Annotated in this window: 17 protein-coding genes and 1 riboswitch; of the genes, 5 read left to right on the top strand and 12 right to left on the bottom strand. The window is 63.2% G+C overall.

Annotation, left to right across the window (positions count from 1 at the left end; translation table 11 throughout):
- Positions 1-8: 8 nt before the first annotated feature.
- From AC07W0_RS05900 to AC07W0_RS05935, 8 genes are all read right to left on the bottom strand, one after another.
- On the bottom strand, positions 9-719 hold the full coding sequence (locus AC07W0_RS05900) for a PqiC family protein (protein WP_026140384.1): 711 nt from the start codon (positions 717-719) through the stop codon (positions 9-11).
- A 173-nt stretch (positions 720-892) separates the two neighbouring features.
- A complete protein-coding gene (gene parC / locus AC07W0_RS05905) occupies positions 893-3,157 on the bottom strand; it encodes a DNA topoisomerase IV subunit A (RefSeq protein ID WP_017849774.1) in 2,265 nt (754 codons plus the stop codon).
- Between the two features lie 73 nt (positions 3,158-3,230).
- The gene (locus AC07W0_RS05910) at positions 3,231-4,226 is read right to left on the bottom strand and encodes an esterase-like activity of phytase family protein (RefSeq protein ID WP_102617181.1); all 996 of its coding nucleotides are present in this window, start codon (positions 4,224-4,226) and stop codon (positions 3,231-3,233) included.
- Positions 4,226-6,130, bottom strand: a complete 1,905-nt coding sequence (gene parE, locus AC07W0_RS05915) for a DNA topoisomerase IV subunit B (RefSeq protein WP_046384916.1) — start codon at positions 6,128-6,130, stop codon at positions 4,226-4,228. Before parE ends, AC07W0_RS05910 begins: the two co-directional genes overlap by 1 nt.
- 54 nt (positions 6,131-6,184) lie before the next feature.
- Entirely contained in the window at positions 6,185-6,793 is a 609-nt protein-coding gene (locus AC07W0_RS05920) for a YqiA/YcfP family alpha/beta fold hydrolase (protein WP_046490732.1), read from the bottom strand.
- A gap of 82 nt (positions 6,794-6,875) precedes the next feature.
- Positions 6,876-7,691: a 3',5'-cyclic-AMP phosphodiesterase gene (gene cpdA, locus AC07W0_RS05925; RefSeq protein WP_102617182.1), complete on the bottom strand. Its 816-nt coding sequence runs from the start codon at positions 7,689-7,691 to the stop codon at positions 6,876-6,878.
- A 98-nt stretch (positions 7,692-7,789) separates the two neighbouring features.
- On the bottom strand, positions 7,790-8,239 hold the full coding sequence (locus tag AC07W0_RS05930; protein WP_003209507.1) for a DUF1249 domain-containing protein: 450 nt from the start codon (positions 8,237-8,239) through the stop codon (positions 7,790-7,792).
- Positions 8,230-8,847, bottom strand: a complete 618-nt coding sequence (locus tag AC07W0_RS05935) for an NUDIX domain-containing protein (RefSeq protein WP_017849779.1) — start codon at positions 8,845-8,847, stop codon at positions 8,230-8,232. Before AC07W0_RS05935 ends, AC07W0_RS05930 begins: the two co-directional genes overlap by 10 nt.
- Positions 8,848-9,039: 192 nt before the next feature.
- Between AC07W0_RS05935 and AC07W0_RS05940 the strand changes: the two genes are divergently transcribed.
- Positions 9,040-9,786, top strand: a complete 747-nt coding sequence (locus AC07W0_RS05940; RefSeq protein WP_017849780.1) for an RsiV family protein — start codon at positions 9,040-9,042, stop codon at positions 9,784-9,786.
- Here AC07W0_RS05940 and cytX read toward each other — a convergent pair.
- Both cytX and thiC read right to left on the bottom strand, forming a co-directional pair.
- On the bottom strand, positions 9,755-11,044 hold the full coding sequence (gene cytX / locus AC07W0_RS05945) for a putative hydroxymethylpyrimidine transporter CytX (RefSeq protein WP_102617183.1): 1,290 nt from the start codon (positions 11,042-11,044) through the stop codon (positions 9,755-9,757). The two genes, AC07W0_RS05940 and cytX, sit on opposite strands and share 32 nt — an antisense overlap.
- Before the next feature lie 144 nt (positions 11,045-11,188).
- Positions 11,189-13,078, bottom strand: coding sequence for a phosphomethylpyrimidine synthase ThiC (thiC, locus tag AC07W0_RS05950; protein WP_017849782.1), 1,890 nt, complete (start codon positions 13,076-13,078; stop codon positions 11,189-11,191).
- A 148-nt stretch (positions 13,079-13,226) separates the two neighbouring features.
- Positions 13,227-13,332: riboswitch (TPP riboswitch) on the bottom strand.
- Between the two features lie 195 nt (positions 13,333-13,527).
- On the opposite strand from thiC, the gene AC07W0_RS05955 reads away from it, so the two are divergent.
- The gene (locus AC07W0_RS05955) at positions 13,528-14,967 is read left to right on the top strand and encodes a TolC family outer membrane protein (protein ID WP_102617184.1); all 1,440 of its coding nucleotides are present in this window, start codon (positions 13,528-13,530) and stop codon (positions 14,965-14,967) included.
- A 62-nt stretch (positions 14,968-15,029) separates the two neighbouring features.
- Here the strand turns inward: AC07W0_RS05955 and waaA are convergent, their stop codons facing one another.
- Together waaA and AC07W0_RS05965 are read right to left on the bottom strand one after the other, a co-directional pair.
- Positions 15,030-16,307 (bottom strand): lipid IV(A) 3-deoxy-D-manno-octulosonic acid transferase, encoded by a 1,278-nt coding sequence (waaA, locus tag AC07W0_RS05960; RefSeq protein WP_017849784.1) that lies wholly within the window; start codon positions 16,305-16,307, stop codon positions 15,030-15,032.
- Positions 16,308-16,330: 23 nt separating this feature from the next.
- Complete coding sequence (locus tag AC07W0_RS05965; protein WP_017849785.1) at positions 16,331-17,221, bottom strand: LysR family transcriptional regulator; 891 nt, start codon at positions 17,219-17,221, stop codon at positions 16,331-16,333.
- Between the two features lie 103 nt (positions 17,222-17,324).
- Between AC07W0_RS05965 and AC07W0_RS05970 the strand changes: the two genes are divergently transcribed.
- The 3 genes from AC07W0_RS05970 to AC07W0_RS05980 all read left to right on the top strand — a co-directional run bounded on the left by AC07W0_RS05970 (position 17,325) and on the right by AC07W0_RS05980 (position 19,731).
- Entirely contained in the window at positions 17,325-17,660 is a 336-nt protein-coding gene (locus AC07W0_RS05970; RefSeq protein WP_026140385.1) for a DMT family transporter, read from the top strand.
- 86 nt (positions 17,661-17,746) lie between these two features.
- Entirely contained in the window at positions 17,747-18,922 is a 1,176-nt protein-coding gene (locus tag AC07W0_RS05975; protein ID WP_102617185.1) for an NAD(P)/FAD-dependent oxidoreductase, read from the top strand.
- Positions 18,919-19,731, top strand: coding sequence for an aldo/keto reductase (locus AC07W0_RS05980; protein ID WP_017849788.1), 813 nt, complete (start codon positions 18,919-18,921; stop codon positions 19,729-19,731). Before AC07W0_RS05975 ends, AC07W0_RS05980 begins: the two co-directional genes overlap by 4 nt.
- Positions 19,732-19,753: the final 22 nt, after the last annotated feature.

The following is a 19,753-nucleotide window of genomic DNA, read 5'->3' on the forward strand; positions in this document are numbered from 1 at the left end:
CATTCAGATCAGAACCTGAACACTTCCATATCGGTGCGGATCGGCGTAGCCATCGGCATTTTCGGTTTCCCCGGAGCCGCCGGTTTGGCCTGTACCGGCGCTTGCTTGCGCGGCGCCTCGGCAACTGGTGGCTGGTTGGCCAATGGCTTGAGGGCCACCGACAACTGCTGCGCCAGATGCTGCAACAGCACGCCCTGGGCCTGGACCTGGGACGCCGTGGTGCCGGCATGCTCTTCCTGCAGATGCACGATGCGGCTATCACGCACCTGGCCGCGGCGGTCGATCAAGCGCCATTGCGCATCGAGGATCGCCGGTTGCGAGGTGCCGGAGTCGAGTCGGGTAATGGTCAGCAACACCTGCACATCCGGGGAAAAACCGGCGGGCGCAGGCGCCAGGACCACACGCTGACTGTCCAACTGACCCGCCACCTGGCGCAACATCAGTTGATTGATGTCGGACGACAAACTGCCCGCCCAACGACCATCGGTGGAACCTTGCAGGCTGCCGTCGTTCTGACGTTGCAGCAATGTTTCGCGTTGCAGGTAGTCAGCGACGACGACCGGGCCCAGCAAGACGGCCATGCCGGCGGATTGAGCTGGCTGAGCGGGACTTCCGCTGTCCAGCTGGTACAGCGACACCGGCTGGTGCGTGCTGCAACCCGCCAACCCCAGAAGGCCAGCGAGCATAAAAATAAAAGGAAGGCGTGGAGCAGTCATCATCCCATCCAGGCGGCTGCCACAAGGCAAACCACAATGTAATACTAAAAATAACCTAAACACGCTCGGCCACGCCGGCGCTGGAAAGGCCATATCATCCGTGAATATGCGCCATGACTCCAGCGCGAAAGCGTCGATCTACGCGTTAAATCGTAGATCAAGAGCTCTAATCCGCGCTAAACCGGCGTTTCCACCAGTAAAGCATCCACGCGCTGGAAGCCACGAGGCAGTTTATTACCGCGTCGGCCACGCTCGCCCTTGTAGTGCTCAAGGTCGTCAGGGCGCAGCGACAACGTGCGCTTGCCGGCCTGGAGCACCAGGGTAGAACCTTCCGGGATCACTGCGATGTCTGTCACGTACTCTTCGCGACTGGCCACCCGCTCGCCGGGAATACCAATGATCTTGTTGCCTTTGCCTTTGCCCAACTGCGGCAAGTCGCTGATCTTGAACACCAGCAAACGCCCTTCTGTGGTCACCGACGCCAGCCAATTACCCTCGCGATCGTCCACCGGCCGCGGCAGGATCACCTTGGCGTTATTCGGCAGGCTCAACAGTGCTTTACCGGCTTTGTTCTTGGCCTGCAGGTCTTCACCCTTGACCACAAAGCCGTAACCCGCGTCGGAGGCGATCACATACAGCGAGTCGTCGTCCGGCAGCAGCACGCATTCGAAACTCGCCCCCGGTGGCGGCGTCAGGCGCCCGGTCAACGGCTCGCCCTGCCCGCGCGCAGACGGCAAGGTGTGGGCCGGCACCGAGTAACTGCGCCCGGTGGAGTCGATAAACACCGCAAACTGGTTGGACCGCCCGGCGGCGGCGGTCTTGAAGCCGTCGCCAGCCTTGTACGACAAGCCGGTCGCATCGATATCATGCCCCTTGGCGGAACGGACCCAACCCTTTTCCGACAGAACGACAGTAATTTTCTCGTTTGGCAGCAGCTCGGTTTCTGTCAGCGCTTTCGCTTCGGCGCGCTCAACGATCGGCGAACGGCGGTCGTCGCCATAGGTCTCGGCGTCTTTGATCAGCTCGCTGCGCACCAGCTTCTTGAGCTTGGTTTCGCTGCCCAGCAGGGCTTGCAGCTTGGCTTGCTCCTTGAGCAACGCGTCCTGTTCGTCGCGCAGCTTCATTTCTTCCAGTCGCGCCAACTGACGCAAGCGGGTGTCGAGGATGTAGTCGGCCTGGATCTCGCTCAGCTCGAAACGCGCGATCAGCTCGGCTTTCGGGTGCTCGGCGGTACGGATGATGTGGATCACTTCATCCAGGTTGAGGTAGGCAATCAGCAAGCCGTCCAACAGGTGCAGGCGGCGCTCGACCTTGTCCAGGCGGAACTGCAGGCGACGACGCACGGTCTGGACCCGGAACTCCAGCCACTCCACCAGCAGATTGCGCAGGTTCTTCAGCTGCGGCTTGCCGTCCAGGCCGATGATGTTGATGTTGACCCGGTAGCTGGACTCCAAGTCCGTGCTGGCGAACAGATGCTGCATCAGCACTTCATGGTCGACCCGGCTGTTGGTCGGAATAATCACGATGCGGCACGGGTTTTCGTGGTCGGACTCGTCGCGCAGGTCAGCGACCTGCGGCAATTTCGACGGTTTGGCCTGCATCAGCGCGGCGATCTGTTCCAGCACCTTGGCGCCGGACACCTGATGCGGCAACGCGGTGACGATGATGTCGCCGTCTTCGACGTGGTACACGGCGCGCATACGCACCGAGCCCTTGCCGGTTTCGTACATTTTCAGCAGGTCGGCACGCGGCGTGATGATTTCCGCTTCGGTCGGGTAATCCGGGCCCTGGATGTGCTCGCAGAGCTGCTCGACCGTGGCTTTGGGTTCATCGAGCAAGCGCACGCAGGCCGTGGCGACTTCCCGCAGGTTGTGCGGCGGTACGTCGGTGGCCATGCCGACGGCGATGCCGGTGGTGCCATTGAGCAGGATGTTCGGCAAACGTGCCGGCAACACCAGGGGCTCGTCGAGGGTGCCGTCGAAGTTCGGGCCCCAGTTCGCGGTGCCCTGGCCCAGTTCGCTGAGCAGCACTTCCGAATAACGCGACAGGCGCGCCTCGGTGTAACGCATGGCCGCGAAAGACTTGGGATCATCCGGCGCACCCCAGTTCCCCTGGCCATCCACCAGCGTGTAGCGGTAGCTGAACGGCTGGGCCATCAGCACCATGGCTTCATAGCAGGCCGAGTCGCCGTGGGGGTGGAACTTACCGAGCACGTCACCGACGGTACGCGCCGACTTCTTGTGCTTGGAATCAGCGTCCAGGCCCAACTCACTCATGGCGTAGATGATGCGCCGTTGTACGGGCTTCAGGCCGTCGCCGATATGCGGCAAGGCACGGTCCATGATCACGTACATGGAGTAGTTGAGGTAGGCATTTTCGGTGAAGTCAGCCAGCGACCGGCGTTCTACGCCGTCTAAGCTGTCTGCGAGGATGTCACTCATGCGGGCCTCATCATTGTTTGGTAAGGCGCAGCGGAAATGCCGCGGCGCCGGGTCAATTCAAAACAGGGGTGGCTCATGGCTGGGCGCTCCAGCCACCGGCGGGGGCGGCGAAACGATAGACCACCGGGCGTTTTTCGCCATCGGCGCGGGCGCCGAAATTACTATCGATGCCCAACCAGGCACCGTCTGCATCCAGCACCAGGGCTTCGGCCAGGCCATAAGGCTGGGCGTAGCGCCGTTCGGGCGTCAGGGTCTCGTCGGCGAACGACCAGCACAGCTCGACCTTGGCCGTGACCGCATCGCGCCGACAAATCTGGAACGCATTGCGCTCCAGGGTAAACAACTTACCGTTGAACAGCGCCAGGTCGGAAAAGTCCTTGGACACCGCCTTGGCGTTGGGGAACTGCGCCGGCTGCACTTCCTCGCCGGCCTCGCTCAACAGCACGCACGCGCCCGCGCAATCCCACACGCTTTGCTGGCGCTTGATGGAAATCAGCCCGCGCCGCTCACGCTCCGCCGCCAGCCAGATCTGATTGCCCTCGGGGTTCACCGCGAGGCCTTCGAACAACGCATTGAAATGCAGCAACATGCCGCTGGCGCGGGCTTCACGCACCATGCCGGGGGCGATCTTCAACCACTCGGGCGCACCGCTCGCCGGCACTTTCAGCACCGCCGCATGGGCTTCGCTGACCACGTAGCGGTTACCCGCGGCATCGCAACTGATGCCTTCAAAATCCAGGTCGCCGCCGCGAATCAGCGACGCCGCCTTGGTGCGCGAACGCAGCCCCCAGGGCAGGCCGGAGTCAGGCACGGGCGGCACGTCGAGCTTGACCGTTTCGGCCTGCCAGGTCGGCGCGCTGATATCCAGGCGGTAGATCTGGTCGTCGTCGCGGTCGGAAACCGTCCACAACGCGTTGCCACACAAAGCCAGGCCCGACAGGTTACCGCCGCGCATGCCGTCCACCGGATGTTCGGACACCAGCTTGAGCTCAGCCACGGGCGCGGCGACCGCCTGGGTGGCCGCCAACCCGCTCAACATCAGGATCGCCAGGGCGAAACCTGTACGCATCAGCCCAGGACCTCGGCGAGGTTGCCCTTGGACTCCAGCCAGGACTTGCGGTCCGGCGCGCGTTTCTTCGCCAGCAGCATGTCCATCATTTCCGAGGTGGCGGCGAAATCGTCCAGGGTCAACTGCACCAGGCGCCGCGTGTTCGGGTCCATGGTGGTTTCGCGCAGTTGCGGCGGGTTCATCTCACCCAGGCCTTTGAATCGCGTGACCTGCGGCTTGCCGCGTTTCTTCTCGGCGATCAGGCGGTCGAGGATGCCATCGCGCTCGCCTTCGTCGAGGGCGTAGAAAATCTCCTTGCCCAGGTCGATACGGTACAGCGGTGGCATCGCGACGTAGACGTGACCGGCGTCCACCAACGGGCGGAAGTGCTGCACGAACAGCGCGCACAGCAAGGTGGCGATGTGCAGACCGTCGGAGTCGGCGTCGGCGAGGATGCAGATCTTGCCGTAGCGCAACTGGCTCATGTCCGCCGCGCCGGGGTCGACGCCGATGGCCACGGCGATGTTGTGCACTTCCTGGCTGGCCAGGACTTCGCTGCCGTCGACTTCCCAGGTGTTGAGGATCTTGCCGCGCAACGGCAGGATCGCCTGGAATTCCTTGTCCCGCGCTTGCTTGGCGGAACCGCCGGCGGAGTCACCTTCCACCAGGAACAGCTCGGAGCGCATCGGGTCCTGCCCGGCGCAATCGGCCAGCTTGCCCGGCAGTGCCGGGCCCGCCGTGATGCGTTTGCGCTCGACCTTCTTGCTGGCCTTGAGACGACGGCCGGCATTGTTGATCGCCAGTTCCGCCAGGGCCAGGCCCAACTCAGGGTGCTCGTTGAGCCACAGGCTGAACGCATCCTTGACCACACCGGAGACAAACGCCGCCGCCTCGCGGGACGACAAACGCTCTTTGGTCTGGCCGGAGAATTGCGGCTCCTGCATTTTCATCGACAGCACGAACGCGATGCGCTCCCACACGTCTTCCGGCGCCAGCTTCACGCCGCGCGGCAGCAGGCTGCGGTATTCGCAGAACTCGCGCATGGCGTCGAGCAGGCCCTGGCGCAAGCCGTTGACGTGGGTGCCGCCCTGGGCGGTGGGAATCAGGTTGACGTAGCTTTCCTGCACGCTGTCGCCGCCTTCGGGCAGCCACAGCAGCGCCCAGTCGACGGCTTCTTTGTTCCCGGCCAGGCTGCCGCAGAACGGCTCGTTGGGCAGGCGTTCGAAATCGCTGACGGCGTCTTCCAGGTAGGAGCGCAGGCCGTCTTCGTAGTGCCACTCGACCTTTTCGCCGCTGCCTTTGTCTTCAAAGGTGACCAGCAGGCCCGGGCACAACACGGCCTTGGCCTTGAGCACATGCTTGAGGCGGCTGACGGAGAATTTCGGCGAATCGAAGTATTTCGGGTCCGGGGCGAAGTACACGCTGGTGCCGGTGTTGCGCTTGCCAACGGTGCCGATCACCTGCAGGTCGGTGGCTTTGTAGCCATCGGCGAAGGTCATCTCGTATTCGTTGCCGTCGCGCTTGACCCGCACCCGCACCAACGTCGACAGGGCGTTGACCACGGAAATACCGACACCGTGCAAGCCGCCGGAGAACTGGTAGTTCTTGTTGGAGAACTTGCCGCCGGCGTGCAGCTTGGTGAGGATCAACTCGACGCCCGACACCCCCTCTTCCGGGTGAATGTCCACCGGCATGCCGCGACCGTCGTCGGACACTTCCAGGGAGTGGTCAGCGTGGAGAATGACATGCACCGACTTGGCGTGCCCGGCCAAGGCTTCGTCGACGCTGTTGTCGATGACTTCCTGGGCAAGGTGGTTCGGCCGACTGGTGTCGGTGTACATGCCGGGGCGTTTGCGCACCGGGTCGAGGCCCGAGAGGACTTCGATGGCGTCGGCGTTATAAGAGCTAGCGCTGGGAGTGGCCATGGGGTCTCGTCGTGAGTCGTTCGATTAAAAAGTGACCTGCGGTTTCCAAGGCAATTACAGTGCCGAGAAATCGAAGGATTGATACTGATCCGCGCCAATGCCGGCAAAGCTCAACAACGCCGGCAACTGCCGGGCAAACCCCTGGTAACCGTGGTCGCCACCGGCCTGGATGCGCAAGGCACAGGCCCGGTAATACTGCTGGGCGAGGCGATAATCCAGGGTTTCGTCCCCGGTCTGCAACCACACCTGATAACGCGCGGCATCCTGGGGCGCCGGGACTTCCAGCTCGGCCAGCGCCGTGACGTGATCGTGGGTCAGTTCCCAGGTTTCATCGGTATAGAGATTCTTCTGGGTGCCCAGGTAACCGTCGAACATCCGATGGGGGCTGACCGCCGGGTTGACCAGCAGCGCCTTGAGGCCATGGCGCTCGGCAAGACAGGTTGCATAGTAGCCGCCGAGCGAGCTGCCGACCAGCAGCGGCCGCCCCAGTTCTGCGATGGCCGCCTCCAATTGAGGAATCGCCTGGCGAGGGTGATGATGCAGGGCCGGCACGCGCAGTTGTTCGGCCAAGCCGAGGGTGTCCATCACGCGGATCAACTGGCTGGCCTTGTTCGACGCAGGCGCGCTGTTGAAACCGTGGATATACAGGATCGAAGCGGACATGCCGGGCTCTCCGTGCTTGCGCCAAAAAAGGCGCAGTTTACAGGGATCGGAGTGGTGAGTCCCCTGTCTTCCCCTCCCACCTTCAGTAGCCGTTGCTGGCGTAATCCACGGTAAAGGCAAAGCCTTTGACCCGCTCCACCCCGGTCTCCAACCGCCCGTCGGCATGCAGACGCAGCCAGCGATAGCCCGGCGCCTCGGTGCTGACGTTGAAGTCCTCGCTGCCCGGCGTGAACTGGATGCAGGTGGACGGCGACGCCAGCAGGCGCACGCCGTTGCGCTCGCGGTCGATCTCCTGGTGTACATGCCCCCAGAGCAAGGCCCGGACCTGAGGGAAACGGTCCAGCACGGCAAACAGTGCCTCGGGGTTGCGCAGGCCGATGGGTTCCATCCACGCACAGCCGACGGGCACCGGATGATGGTGGAAACACACCAGATGATGGCGGTGCGGCGCTTCGCTCAAGGCTTGGGCCAGCAGTTGCAGCTGGCTGTCCTGCAGATAACCCGGCACCGAACCGGGTACGGCGGAGTCGAGCAGGGTAATGCGCCAATTGCCGACGTCGACCACCGGCTCCAGCAGGTCGCTGTGCAGGGCGGCGTGGGCCATGATCTGCGGCTCATCGTGGTTGCCGGGAATCCAGCGCGCCGGCACGCCAAAGGGCGCGGTCATCTCCCGGAAGTGCTGATAGGACGCCAGCGTACCGTCCTGGGACAAGTCCCCCGTGGCCAGCAGCAAGTCGATCCGGGGCTGCTGCTCGCGCACCAGGCCGATCACCCGTTGCAAGCTCTCACGGGTGTTCATGCCCACCAGCGTGGCGTCGGCCTCGGCAAACAGATGGCTGTCGGACAGTTGCACCAGCAATGCCGGTGCATCGGGGGTCACGGTGGGTACGCGGGGCAAGGTGCTCTCCCAAGGCAATCACAGGAATGGACGTATGGCGCGATTATGCTGGGGCAGGACACAAAGAGGAAACCCAGGGAAGCAGATGCAGTTCACATCTACCGCACGACTTCGAACTCGTGGCCCAGGGCCAGGCAGTGACTCAACCATTCACCGAGGAACACATTGAGCTGTGCTTTCTCATCGGGCTGGTGCATGAACACATTGGGGTAAGGATAGATGCTGCGAAAGCGTCGCGCATGTTCGGCGCTGATGACTTCGGCCATTCGCGCATCGTGGTACACCTGCACTTCCAGTTGCGGCACCGGCAGCCATGGCAGGCTGTGCTCCTGGCGCACGCGCAGGGTGGTGGTGTACGGGCAATTGACGATGACTTCCAGGGTCAGCACGCCGAGCATCTGGTCGCCATGGGTCACGGCGATGCGCCGTGCCTCGGGCGTGTGGCGCATGTCCGGCAGCAGGCGCATCAGCCGCGCATAGTTGGCCTCGCAGGCGGCTTGCAGCCCGATCAGGTCAACCCGGTATCGTTCCCGTGCCTTTACTGCCATAACCCCCTCACTTCCGCGCGATTGAGCGCTAGCCATTGCAAGGCAATAATGCTGGGCGCATTGGATATCCGACCATCACGCACCGCTTGCAAGGCATCTTCGAAAGCCCAGGTGCTGACGCGGATATCTTCTGCCTCTTCTTCCAGTCCATGAACGCCACCGGCGCCCGAACTGTCGCAACGGCCCAGGTACAAGTGGACGAATTCGGTACTGCCGCCGGGCGAAGGGAAATATTGGGTGATCGGCCACAGTGCGGAGAATGTCAGTCCAGCTTCCTCCTCGGCTTCGCGGTGTGCAACCTCCTCCGGTTGTTCGTCCTTGTCGATCAGGCCGGCGACCATTTCCACCAGCCACGGGTTGGCGGCGCGGCCCATGGCGCCGACGCGAAACTGCTCGATCAGCACCACTTCATCGCGCTGCGGGTCGTAGGGCAGCACGCACACGGCGTCATGCCGCACGAAGACCTCGCGGTTGATCACTCGGCTCATGCCGCCGTCGAATTTTTCGTGGCGCAGTTGCACGCGATCGAGCTTGTAGAAACCCTGATAGGCATTGTCGCGCTGAACAATCTCGATCGTGCTCGGCGTCGATTTCGCGATGTCCGTCATATCCTTCCTCGTTATGCCCGTGCAATTGGCGCCATCCTAACGCGCTCCTGCCCGTTGGCGCAGCCCCTTTACGGTTGCCGGGATAGACGGCGGGCGTCAAACTCACTCTAATGAGCTTAGTGGCGAACTGACTGCCATGCCGGTAGTCGAAGCTCCACGAATTTCGCTCTTATCGACGGACGAAGACCCTACATGTCACTTTTAAAAATCGCCTCCGTGGCGTGTATCGCCTTGACGCTCGGCGCCTGCCAGAGCCTGTTCCAACCGAACTACAGCACCCCGCTGGAAGCCACCCGCGACGCCAGCGAGCAAAGCAAGCCGGACTGCGCCAACGCCGATTGCCCGCTGGTGAATATCGACACCGTGCATTTTGCCAAGGAGCCCAAGCTCGACGCACTGATCGAACAACGCCTGCTGGAAATGACCCGCACCCGGTCGAGCGACCCGTTGCCGTCGAGCCTGGCGACGTACCGCGAGCAGTTCCTGAGCACCGCCGCGCCACGCAACAGCATGTACTTGCAGGCCAAGGTACGCGAACAGCATGACGGCTTGGTGATCATCGAGCTGTCCAGCTACCTGGACCAGGGCGCCACCCACGGCGAACCGGGCCGCGCCTTCATCAACTATTCGCGCCCGCAGCAAAAAGCCCTGTCGCTGAGCGACATGCTGCTGCCCGGCAAGGAAGAAGCGTTCTGGAAGGCCGCCCAGGTGGCGCACAACAGCTGGCTGATCAGCACCCGCCTGAGCCTGGAGCCGGAGTTCGTCAAGCGCTACCCGTTCCAGAAAACCCCGAACGTGGCGCTGACCTCCGGCAGCGTGACCCTCAAGTACCCCACCACCACGATCGCGCCGTATGCCCTGGGCCACATCGAGTTGCAGATTCCTTACTCGCGCCTGGAAGGCATCATCAAGCCTGAGCTGGTGCCCGCGCGCCGCTGAAGGCGCGCCCGAGGATGAACTGCAACAGCCCTGCCAGCGCCAGTGCCGGCAGGGTCGCGCCGATATCCGGATACAGGTTGGCCAGCAAGTGATAGGTGCCGATGCCGCCCAGCCAGGCCAGCAGCGCCGTCCAGCGTAGCGTGGCAAGCGCGCCCTGGCCGCGGCGGCGCAGGATGAAATGATCGACCAGCACCACGCCAAACAGCGGCGCGAATACCGAACCGATCAACAGCAGAAAGTTCTGGTACTGCGCCAACGGAGCAAAGCAGGCGATCAACGTGCAGAGCACACCGATGGCCAAGGCCAGGTGCTCGACCTTCAGGCGCAACAGAATCCCGCTGGAGACGGCCGCCGAGTGAATATCGGCAAACGCGTTTTCCGACTCATCCAACAGGATCAGCAACAACGGAATCCCCAGCCCCGCGCCGGCCAGCGCCAGCAACAGCGCGTTGACTTCACCGCTCGGCGCAAACGCCAGGGTGTAGGCCACGCCCAGGCTCATCAACCAGAAATTACCGATAAAAAAGCCCAGCGCCGTGCCGCCGAACACGCTTTTCGCACGTTTGCCGAAGCGCGAATAATCGGCGATCAGCGGCAACCACGACAGCGGCATGGCAATGGCGATGTCAAACCCCACCGCGAAGGGCATCGAACCGTCACCGGCCTGGGCCCATAGCGTGGCGAGATCGGCTTTGGCGAACAGGTTCCAGGTCAGCCACAGGCAGGCCGCGAGCAGCAGCCAGATGCCCCATTTACGCAGGATCTGGCGCACGAACGTCAGCGGGCCGCTGACCGCCAGCAAGGTCGCCAGGCCACCGAAAAACAGGGTCCACAGCATCGGGCTGGCCAACAGGCTGGCGTCGCTGAAGGCCCGCGCGCCCAACAGGCTGGCGGCATCGCGCATGACGATGATTTCAAACGCGCCCCAACCGATCAGTTGCAGCAGGTTCAACAATGCCGGCAGGCTCGCGCCTTTGGCGCCGAGGCTGAGCTTGAGCGCGGCCATGGCGGACAGCCCGGTGTCGCTGCCGATCACGCCGACAGCGGCGAGCAGCAGCACGCCGACCAGGGTGCCGAGGAAAATCGCCAGCAACCCACCGGCCAGGCCCAGGCCGGGCGCGAGCAGCGCGCCGGTTTGCAGGACCATCAGGCCGATGCCGAGGGAGAACCACAGGGAGAAGAGGTCGCGGGCGCCGAAGACGCGTTTGTTCGTCGGCACTGCGATGTCAGGGGAATAGGTGCTGGGTTGAATGCTCAAGGATGGAATCTCTGAGGGGCATTTGTTGTTTGAAAGATTGTTATCGGGGGCAAGCCCCCTCCCACACTTGAATGTGTTCACAATTCAAAATGTGGGAGGGGGCTGGCCCCCGATAAGGCCCTTGAAAGCGCCTACAACCTCGGGTCAGACCTTCTTGTAGAGCTGGCTGCCTTCCTGCTTGAACCGCTCCGCCTGCTCGGCCAAGCCCTTGGCCACCTCCACATCCACCGCATCGATGCGCTGGTTGGCCGCGTACTCACGCACTTCCTGGGTGATTTTCATCGAGCAGAACTTCGGTCCGCACATCGAGCAGAAATGCGCGACCTTGGCCGAGTCCTTCGGCAGCGTTTCGTCGTGATACGAACGCGCGGTGTCCGGGTCGAGGCCGAGGTTGAACTGGTCTTCCCAACGGAACTCGAAGCGTGCCTTGCTCAGTGCGTTATCGCGGATCTGCGCGCCCGGATGACCTTTCGCGAGATCGGCTGCATGGGCGGCGATCTTGTAAGTGATGATCCCGGTCTTCACGTCATCCTTGTTCGGCAGGCCCAGGTGTTCCTTGGGTGTGACGTAGCAGAGCATGGCGCAACCGAACCAACCGATCATCGCCGCACCGATGCCGGAGGTGATGTGGTCGTAGCCCGGCGCGATGTCGGTGGTCAGCGGGCCGAGGGTGTAGAACGGCGCCTCGTCGCAGCATTCGAGCTGCTTGTCCATGTTCTCCTTGATCAGCTGCATCGGCACGTGGCCGGGGCCTTCGATCATGGTTTGCACGTCGTGCTTCCAGGCGATCTTGGTCAGCTCGCCGAGGGTTTCCAGCTCGCCGAATTGCGCGGCGTCGTTGGCGTCGGCGATCGAACCCGGGCGCAAACCGTCGCCTAAGGAGAAGCTGACGTCATAGGCCTTCATGATTTCGCAGATTTCGTCGAAATGCGTGTAGGTGAAGTTCTCTTTGTGGTGCGCCAGGCACCACTTGGCCATGATCGAGCCGCCGCGGGAGACGATGCCGGTAACGCGCTTGGCGGTCAGCGGCACGTAGCGCAGCAGCACGCCGGCGTGGATGGTGAAGTAGTCGACGCCCTGCTCGGCCTGTTCGATCAGGGTGTCGCGGAACAGCTCCCAGGTCAGGTCTTCAGCGGCGCCGCCGACTTTCTCCAGGGCCTGGTAGATCGGCACCGTACCGATCGGCACCGGCGAGTTGCGGATGATCCACTCGCGGGTTTCGTGGATGTGTTTGCCGGTGGACAGGTCCATCACCGTGTCCGAGCCCCAGCGAATGCCCCAGGTCAGTTTCGCCACTTCTTCTTCGATGGACGAACCCAGGGCGCTGTTGCCGATGTTGCCGTTGATCTTCACCAGGAAGTTACGGCCGATGATCATCGGTTCCAGTTCGGTGTGGTTGATGTTGGCCGGGATGATCGCGCGGCCGCGGGCGATTTCTTCGCGCACGAATTCCGGGGTGATGATCTTCGGCACGCTGGCGCCGAAGCTGTAGCCGGCGTGTTGCTGGTCGAGCAGGCCGCTGGCGCGGGCTTCTTCGAGCTTCATGTTTTCGCGGATGGCGACGTATTCCATCTCGGCGGTGATGATGCCTTTGCGCGCATAGTGCATCTGCGTGACGTTGGCACCGGCCTTGGCGCGGCGCGGGTTCTTCACATGGGCGAAGCGCAGCGCAGTCAGTTCGGCATCGGTCAGGCGTTGCTGGCCGAAGTGCGAGCTCAGGCCCGACAGGCGTTCGGTGTCGCCACGCGACTCGATCCACGGCGAGCGCACATCGCCCAGGCCCTTGCGCACATCGATGATGACGTTGGGGTCGGTGTAGGGGCCGGAGGTGTCGTAGACCACCACGGGGGCGTTGATCTCACCGCCGAAATCGGTGGGGGTGACGTCGAGGCTGATTTCACGCATCGGCACGCGGATGTCCGGACGAGTGCCTTGCACGTAGATTTTCTGCGAGCGGGTAAACGGTTGCACGGAGCCGGAGTCGACCTTGGCCGATTCACTCAAATGCACGGTATTTTTTGGTGTTGTACTCATCACGGGCTCTCCAACTATCCAGGCGGTGGATTTTTGTCGGAGCGAACCTGTGGCGGATGGACGCACTGGAAGCAGTGCTGTGCTGGGTACTCGAGGGTTGTTCGAAGGTCGAACAACATCCCGGACAAAGCACAAGAGGACTCGCCGGGTGACGAGAAATCTTGTTCCCTACGCAGGCGTTAACCTGATCAGGTTCAACGGGATCCGGTATTTACCGATCTCAGCCTTCCAACAAGGCACCCCGACAAGAACCCGGCCAGTCTAGACAGGGTGAGGGCAAATTGCCAATAACGGAGCATTCAGCGTGATGAATGGCGCAATTGCAGGATTGTTGCGCCGTGTAACCACCACTACACTCGGTGACTGCCCCGACGCTTGACGCCAGGAATGGCCAACCGTAGCCTTGGGCGTTAAATTATCATCGTAATATTAAACCTAGGGATCAATTCATGCTGCGCAAACTCTCACTGGCTCTCGCCGTGTCTTGTGCGACCAACGGAATGGTCTGGGCAGCTGAAGCGCCCTTGTCCGCCCGAACCGACCTGGTCAGCGTCTACCAGGAAGCGGTGGACAACAACGCCGACCTGGCCGCCGCCCGCGCCCAGTACGGTGCGCAGAAAGAAGTGGTGCCCCAGGCCCGCGCCGGCTTGCTGCCCAACCTGTCGGCCGGTGCCGATATCAACAATTCGCGCACCCAGATCGACACCCCGGCCGCCACCGCCAACCGCGACGCGCATTCCTGGCGTGCGACCTTGAGCCAGCCGCTGTTCCGCGCCGACCGCTGGTTCCAGCTGCAAGCCGCCGAAGCCGTCAACGAACAGGCTGCGCTGCAACTTTCAGCCACCGAACAGAACCTGATCCTGCAAAGCGCCGAGAACTACTTCGCCGTGCTGCGCGCCCAGGACAACCTGGCCTCCACCAAGGCCGAAGAAAACGCCTTCAAGCGCCAACTGGACCAGTCCAACGAACGCTTCGACGTGGGCCTGTCGGACAAGACCGATGTGCTGCAATCCCAGGCCAGCTACGACACCGCGCGGGCCAACCGGATCGTCGCGCAACGCCAGGTGGACGACGCGTTCGAAGCACTGATCGCGCTGACCAACCGTCAATACAATTCGATCCAGGGCATTGTGCATACACTGCCGGTGCTGCCGCCGCTGCCGAACGACGCCAAGGCCTGGGTCGAAACCGCCGGCCGCCAGAACCTGAACCTGCTCGCCAGCAACTACGCCGTCACCGCCGCCGAGGAAACCCTCAAGCAGCGCAAGGCCGGGCATGCGCCGACCCTGGACGCCGTGGCGCAGTATGAAAAGGGCGATAACGACGCGCTCGGCTTCAGTAACCCGAATGCCTTCGGCACGCCTTATGGCGGCGATGTCTCGCAACGCACTATTGGCCTGCGCCTGAATATCCCGCTGTACAGCGGTGGCCTGACCAGCTCGCAAGTGCGCGAATCGTACTCGCGCCTGGGCCAGACCGAGCAGCAACGCGAAAGCCTGCGCCGCCAGGTGGTGGAAAACACACGCAACCTGCATCGCGCGGTCAACACCGACGTGGAGCAGGTGCAGGCACGCCGCCAGTCGATCATCTCCAACCAGAGCGCGGTGGAAGCCACGGAAATCGGTTATCAGGTGGGTACGCGCAATATCGTCGACGTGCTCGACGCCCAGCGCCAGCTCTATGCGTCGGTGCGCAACTACAACAACAGCCGCTACGACTACATCCTCGACAACCTGCGCTTGAAGCAGGCAGCCGGCACGTTGAACCCTGGGGACCTGCAAGACCTGACGCGCTATCTCAAGGCCGACTACAACCCGGACCGCGACTTCCTGCCGCCGGACCTGGCCAAGGCCGCCGCCGAGCAGCTCAAGACCCGCCCGGGTTATTGATCGCACCACAGAACCAATGTGGGAAGGGGCTTGCTCCCTCCCACATTTGGATCGGCATTGCGTCAGTGAGTTATCAGGCGATCAAGGCCATCCAACAATCGCTTCAAAGCGCCCTGGTTGGCCTGCATCACCTTAAGCCCCGCCTGCGCCATCCGCTGGGCATCCTGCGGTAGCTCGAACAGCTGCCGCACGGCCTCGGCCAAACCTTCGGCATCATCCACCTCACGCAACGCCCCGGCGTCGCGCAGCATTGCGCTGATTTCGAGGAAGTTGAACCGGTGCGGCCCCATGATCACGGGCTTGCCCAACGCCGCCGGTTCCAGCGGGTTGTGCCCGCCGGTCGCGACCAGGCTGCCACCCACCAACGCGCTGTCGGCCAAGGCATACAAAAACAGCAACTCGCCCATGGTGTCGCCGAGCAACACGGCGGTGTGCGCGGTGACCGGCTCGCCGCTGGAGCGACGCACTGTGGCGAACCCTTGTCGCTGGCACAGCTCAAACATCGGGCCGAAGCGTTCCTGATGGCGCGGCACCAGAATCAGCAGCGCATTGGGATAGCTGGCGAGCAGTTGACGATGGGCCGCCAGCACCACCTCATCTTCGCCCTCGTGGGTACTCGCCGCGATCCACACCGGACGCTCGCCGGCGCCCCACTGTTCGCGCAACGCGGCCGCGCGCGCCAGCAGTTGCGGGTCGATGGTCAGGTCGAACTTGATCGAGCCGGTCACTTGCACCGTGTCCGCACGCGCACCCAGGCTGCGGAAACGCTCGGCCTCAGTCTCGGTCTGCACGGCGATCAGACTCATTTCTGCCAGCATCGGCGCCGTCAGTTTGGCAAAACGTGCGTAGCCCTTGGCCGAACGCGCCGACAAGCGTGCATTGGCCAGCGCCACCGGAATCCCGCGCTGGGCGCAGGCGTGGATGTGGTTGGGCCACAGTTCGGTCTCCATGATCACGGCCAGTTTGGGCTGGACACGGTCGAGAAAACGCTTGGCCGCGCAGGGCAAGTCATAGGGCAAGTAGCAATGCTGGACGCGCGGTTCATCGGCGAACAATGCCTGGATACGCTCGGAGCCGGTGGGTGTCATGCAGGTGACCGTCATCGGCAACTGCGGATAACGCTCCAGCAGGCCACGGATCATCGGCGCGGCGGCGATGCTTTCGCCCACCGACACCGCATGCACCCAGATCCCGCCCGGTTGCATCCGCGGCAAGCCGTAGGAAAAGCGCTCGCCCACGCGCTTGGCGTAGGCCGGCGCCTTGCGCGCACGCAGCCATAGACGTAAAGCCACCAACGGCAGCGCCAGGTAAAACAGACAGCTGTAGAGAGTTCTATTCATGGCGGCGGAGTTTATCGGCTTTTTCAATCGATCGCCTGCAAGCACTCGGCAAAACGTTCGGCGAGAAAGCGCGCGGCAGGGCCCAGGGGTTCATCGCGGCGCCACACCAGCTCGACCACAAGCGCCGGCGGGGTCCATTCGCTGTCGAGTTCGACCATTTGGTTCTGGTACGCGGGGTATTGCACCACATGCCGGGGCAACCAGGCCCAACCCAGGCCACGGATAAGCCATTCGGCCAGCACGTAGAAGCTGTCGGCGCGCCACACCTGCGGGCTGGCGGCCTCGCTGCCGGGGTAGACGCTGGTCTGGGTCGACATCAGCAACTGGCGATACTGCGCCAACCCCTGGCAGTCCACGGTTTGCTGCGCCGCCAGCGGATGGCGGCGCCCGCACACCGTGACCATTTCCACACTGCCGACGACCCGCCGCTCCAGCGCTTCGGGGATTTGATCGTGATAGAACAACATGCCCAGGTCGGCTCTGCGCTCCACCAGTTTGCGTGCGACATCGCCCTGGGCCGCGCTGGAAAGCTGCACCTCAAGGTTGGGAAACTGGCCGGCCAGGGCGTCGAGACTGTCGAGGACCGGCTGGTACAGCATCGCTTCATCCTGGGCCAGGCGCAGGCAGGCTTCTTCGCCGCGCACCAACGACAATGCGCGGCCATTGAGGCGTTCGCACTGGCGCAGCACTTCCCGAGCCTCTTCGAGCAGCACCGTGCCGGCTTCGGTCAAGCGCGGCTGGCGGCCGCTGCTTCGTTCGAACAGGCTGACGCCCAGGTCCGCTTCCAGCAAGGCGATCCCGTTGCTGACCGCCGACTGAGCCTTGCGCTGCTGGCGCGCCACCGCCGAAAAAGAACGCTGCTCGGCGACGCTGACGAACAGGCGCATCTGTTCCAGGTTCCACTGCACATTCATGGCACAACCCATCTTTAATTCGGATAGGTAATGACTTTACCCCATCTGACGAGCCTCTAGAATGCCGACCTTATCCAGCGCGCTACACACCGAGGACCGCACCATGACCCCTGCCTACTACTACCTGGCCATCGCCATCTGCTCGGAAGTCATCGCCACCGTTTCCATGAAAGCCATCAAAGGCTGGAGCACACCGATCCCACTGCTGCTGGTGATCGTCGGCTACGGCGTGGCGTTCTGGATGCTGACCCTGGTGGTGCGTACAGTGCCGGTCGGCGTGGCGTATGCCGTGTGGGCAGGGATGGGCATCGTGATGGTCAGCGTCGCGGCGCTGTTCATCTATGGGCAGAAGCTCGATCTGCCGGCAATGCTGGGGATGGGCTTGATTGTGTTGGGCGTGGTGGTGATTCAACTGTTCTCGAAAACGGCGGGGCACTGACCTCACGCGTCAATATTGATCCCGCGCAAAGATCCATTCGTTGAGTCTGTATACTTGGCACCTTGATTTGAACACTGAGGTTGCCCATGCCATCCGTTATTTCCACCGACGTTCTGATCGTCGGCGCCGGAGTTGCCGGCCTCTGGCTGAATGCGCGCCTGCGCCGCCAGGGGTTTTCCACGGTGGTGGTGGAAAACGCCACCCTGGGAGGCGGGCAAAGCGTGAAGTCCCAAGGCATCATTCACGGCGGTGCGAAATACGCGCTGCACGGTGCGCTCACCGGCGCCTCCGAAGCGATTGCCGATATGCCGCGGCGCTGGCGTGAGGCCCTGGCCGGTCACGGCGAACTGGACCTGACCGGCGTGCGCCTGCTCTCCGAAGCCCATTACCTGTGGTCCCCTGGCACGCTCGCCGGCAACCTCACCAGCTTCTTCGCCAGCAAGGCCGTGCGCGGCCGCGTCGATCAGGTCAAGGGCGACGCCCTGCCGCCAGCCCTGCAGGACCGCCGCTTCAAGGGCAAGGTCTATCGCCTGTCGGAATTGGTGGTCGACGTGCCGAGCCTGATCGGACGCCTGGCGCAGTTGGCCGGCGATGGTTTGCTCGCCGGACAACGCATCGAACCGCTGTGGGAAAACGACGCACTGGTCGGTCTGAAAGTCGACGGCCGCGAGATCCGCGCCCAGCGCATCGTCTTGAGCGCCGGCGGCGGCACTGCCGATCTGCTCGCCGCCCTGGGCCTGAGCGAGCCGGCCATGCAAAAGCGTGCGCTGCACATGATCATCGCCAAAGGCCCAGGCCTGAAACCGCTGTACGCCCACTGCCTGGGCGGCGGCACCAAACCGCGCCTCACCGTGACCACGCACCCGGCCGCCGATGGCAACTGGGTGTGGTACATGGGCGGCGACATCGCCGAGGCCGACGGCGTAGCACGCACGCCACAGGAACAGATCGCCACCGCGCAGCACGAGTTGGCGCTTCTGCTGCCGTGGATCGACATGAGCCACACCGAATGGGCCACCCTGCGCGTCGAACGTGCCGAGCCGCTGCAATCGGGCCTGACTCGCCCCGACAACGCCTTCCTCGCCGAACAGGGCCGCCTGCTCGTGGGCTGGCCGACCAAGCTGGCCCTGGCGCCGGACTTCGCCGACCGGGTGCTCCACGCCCTCGAACGCGATGGCATCCAACCCGGCCCCTCCACCCCGCTGCCCGAGCTGCCCAAACCCGCCATCGGCCAACCGGCCTGGGAGCAACTGTTGCCATGAGCCTGCCCACCCTGCACGACCTGCACCGCCCGCTGGGCAGTACCGGCCTGCTGGTGTCGCCGCTGGGCCTGGGCACCGTCAAGCTCGGTCGCGACCAAGGGGTGAAATACCCCAGCGGCTTCCAGATTCCCGATGACGACGAAGCACGCCTGCTGCTGCGCCAGGCCCGTCAGTTGGGCATCAACCTGATCGATACCGCGCCGGCCTATGGCCGCAGCGAAGAACGCCTGGGGCCGCTGTTGCGGGGCCAGCGCAACGAGTGGGTGATTGTCAGCAAGGTCGGCGAAGAATTCGACAACGGCGTGTCCCGTCACGACTTCAGCGCGGCCCATACCCGGATGTCGATCGAACGCAGCCTGAAACGACTGGAAACCGACTTTATCGACCTGGTGCTGGTGCATTCCGACGGCAACGACCTGCACATTCTCAACGACTGCGAGGTGTACCAGACCCTCGCGGACTTGAAACGAGAGGGCAAAATCCGCGGTTTCGGCTTCTCCGGCAAAACCGTCGAAGGCGGCGTGAAGGCTCTGGAACAGGGCGATTGCGCAATGGTCACCTACAATCTGAACGAACAGGCCGAGAAAGCCGTCATTGATTATGCAGCCGCCCATGGCAAAGGCATCCTGGTGAAAAAAGCCCTCGCCAGCGGCCACGTCTGCCTGGAACCGGGAATGGACCCCATACGTGCCAGTTTCATGTTGTTGTTTGCGCAAACGGGTGTCGCCAGTGCTATTGTCGGGACCATTAATCCGCTGCACCTGGCTCACAACGTGGCGACCGCTGCCCAGGTCATTCGTCAACTCTGATGCCGCCGACGCGGCCGCCCCG

This window comes from Pseudomonas sp. GW704-F2, from assembly GCF_059423025.1.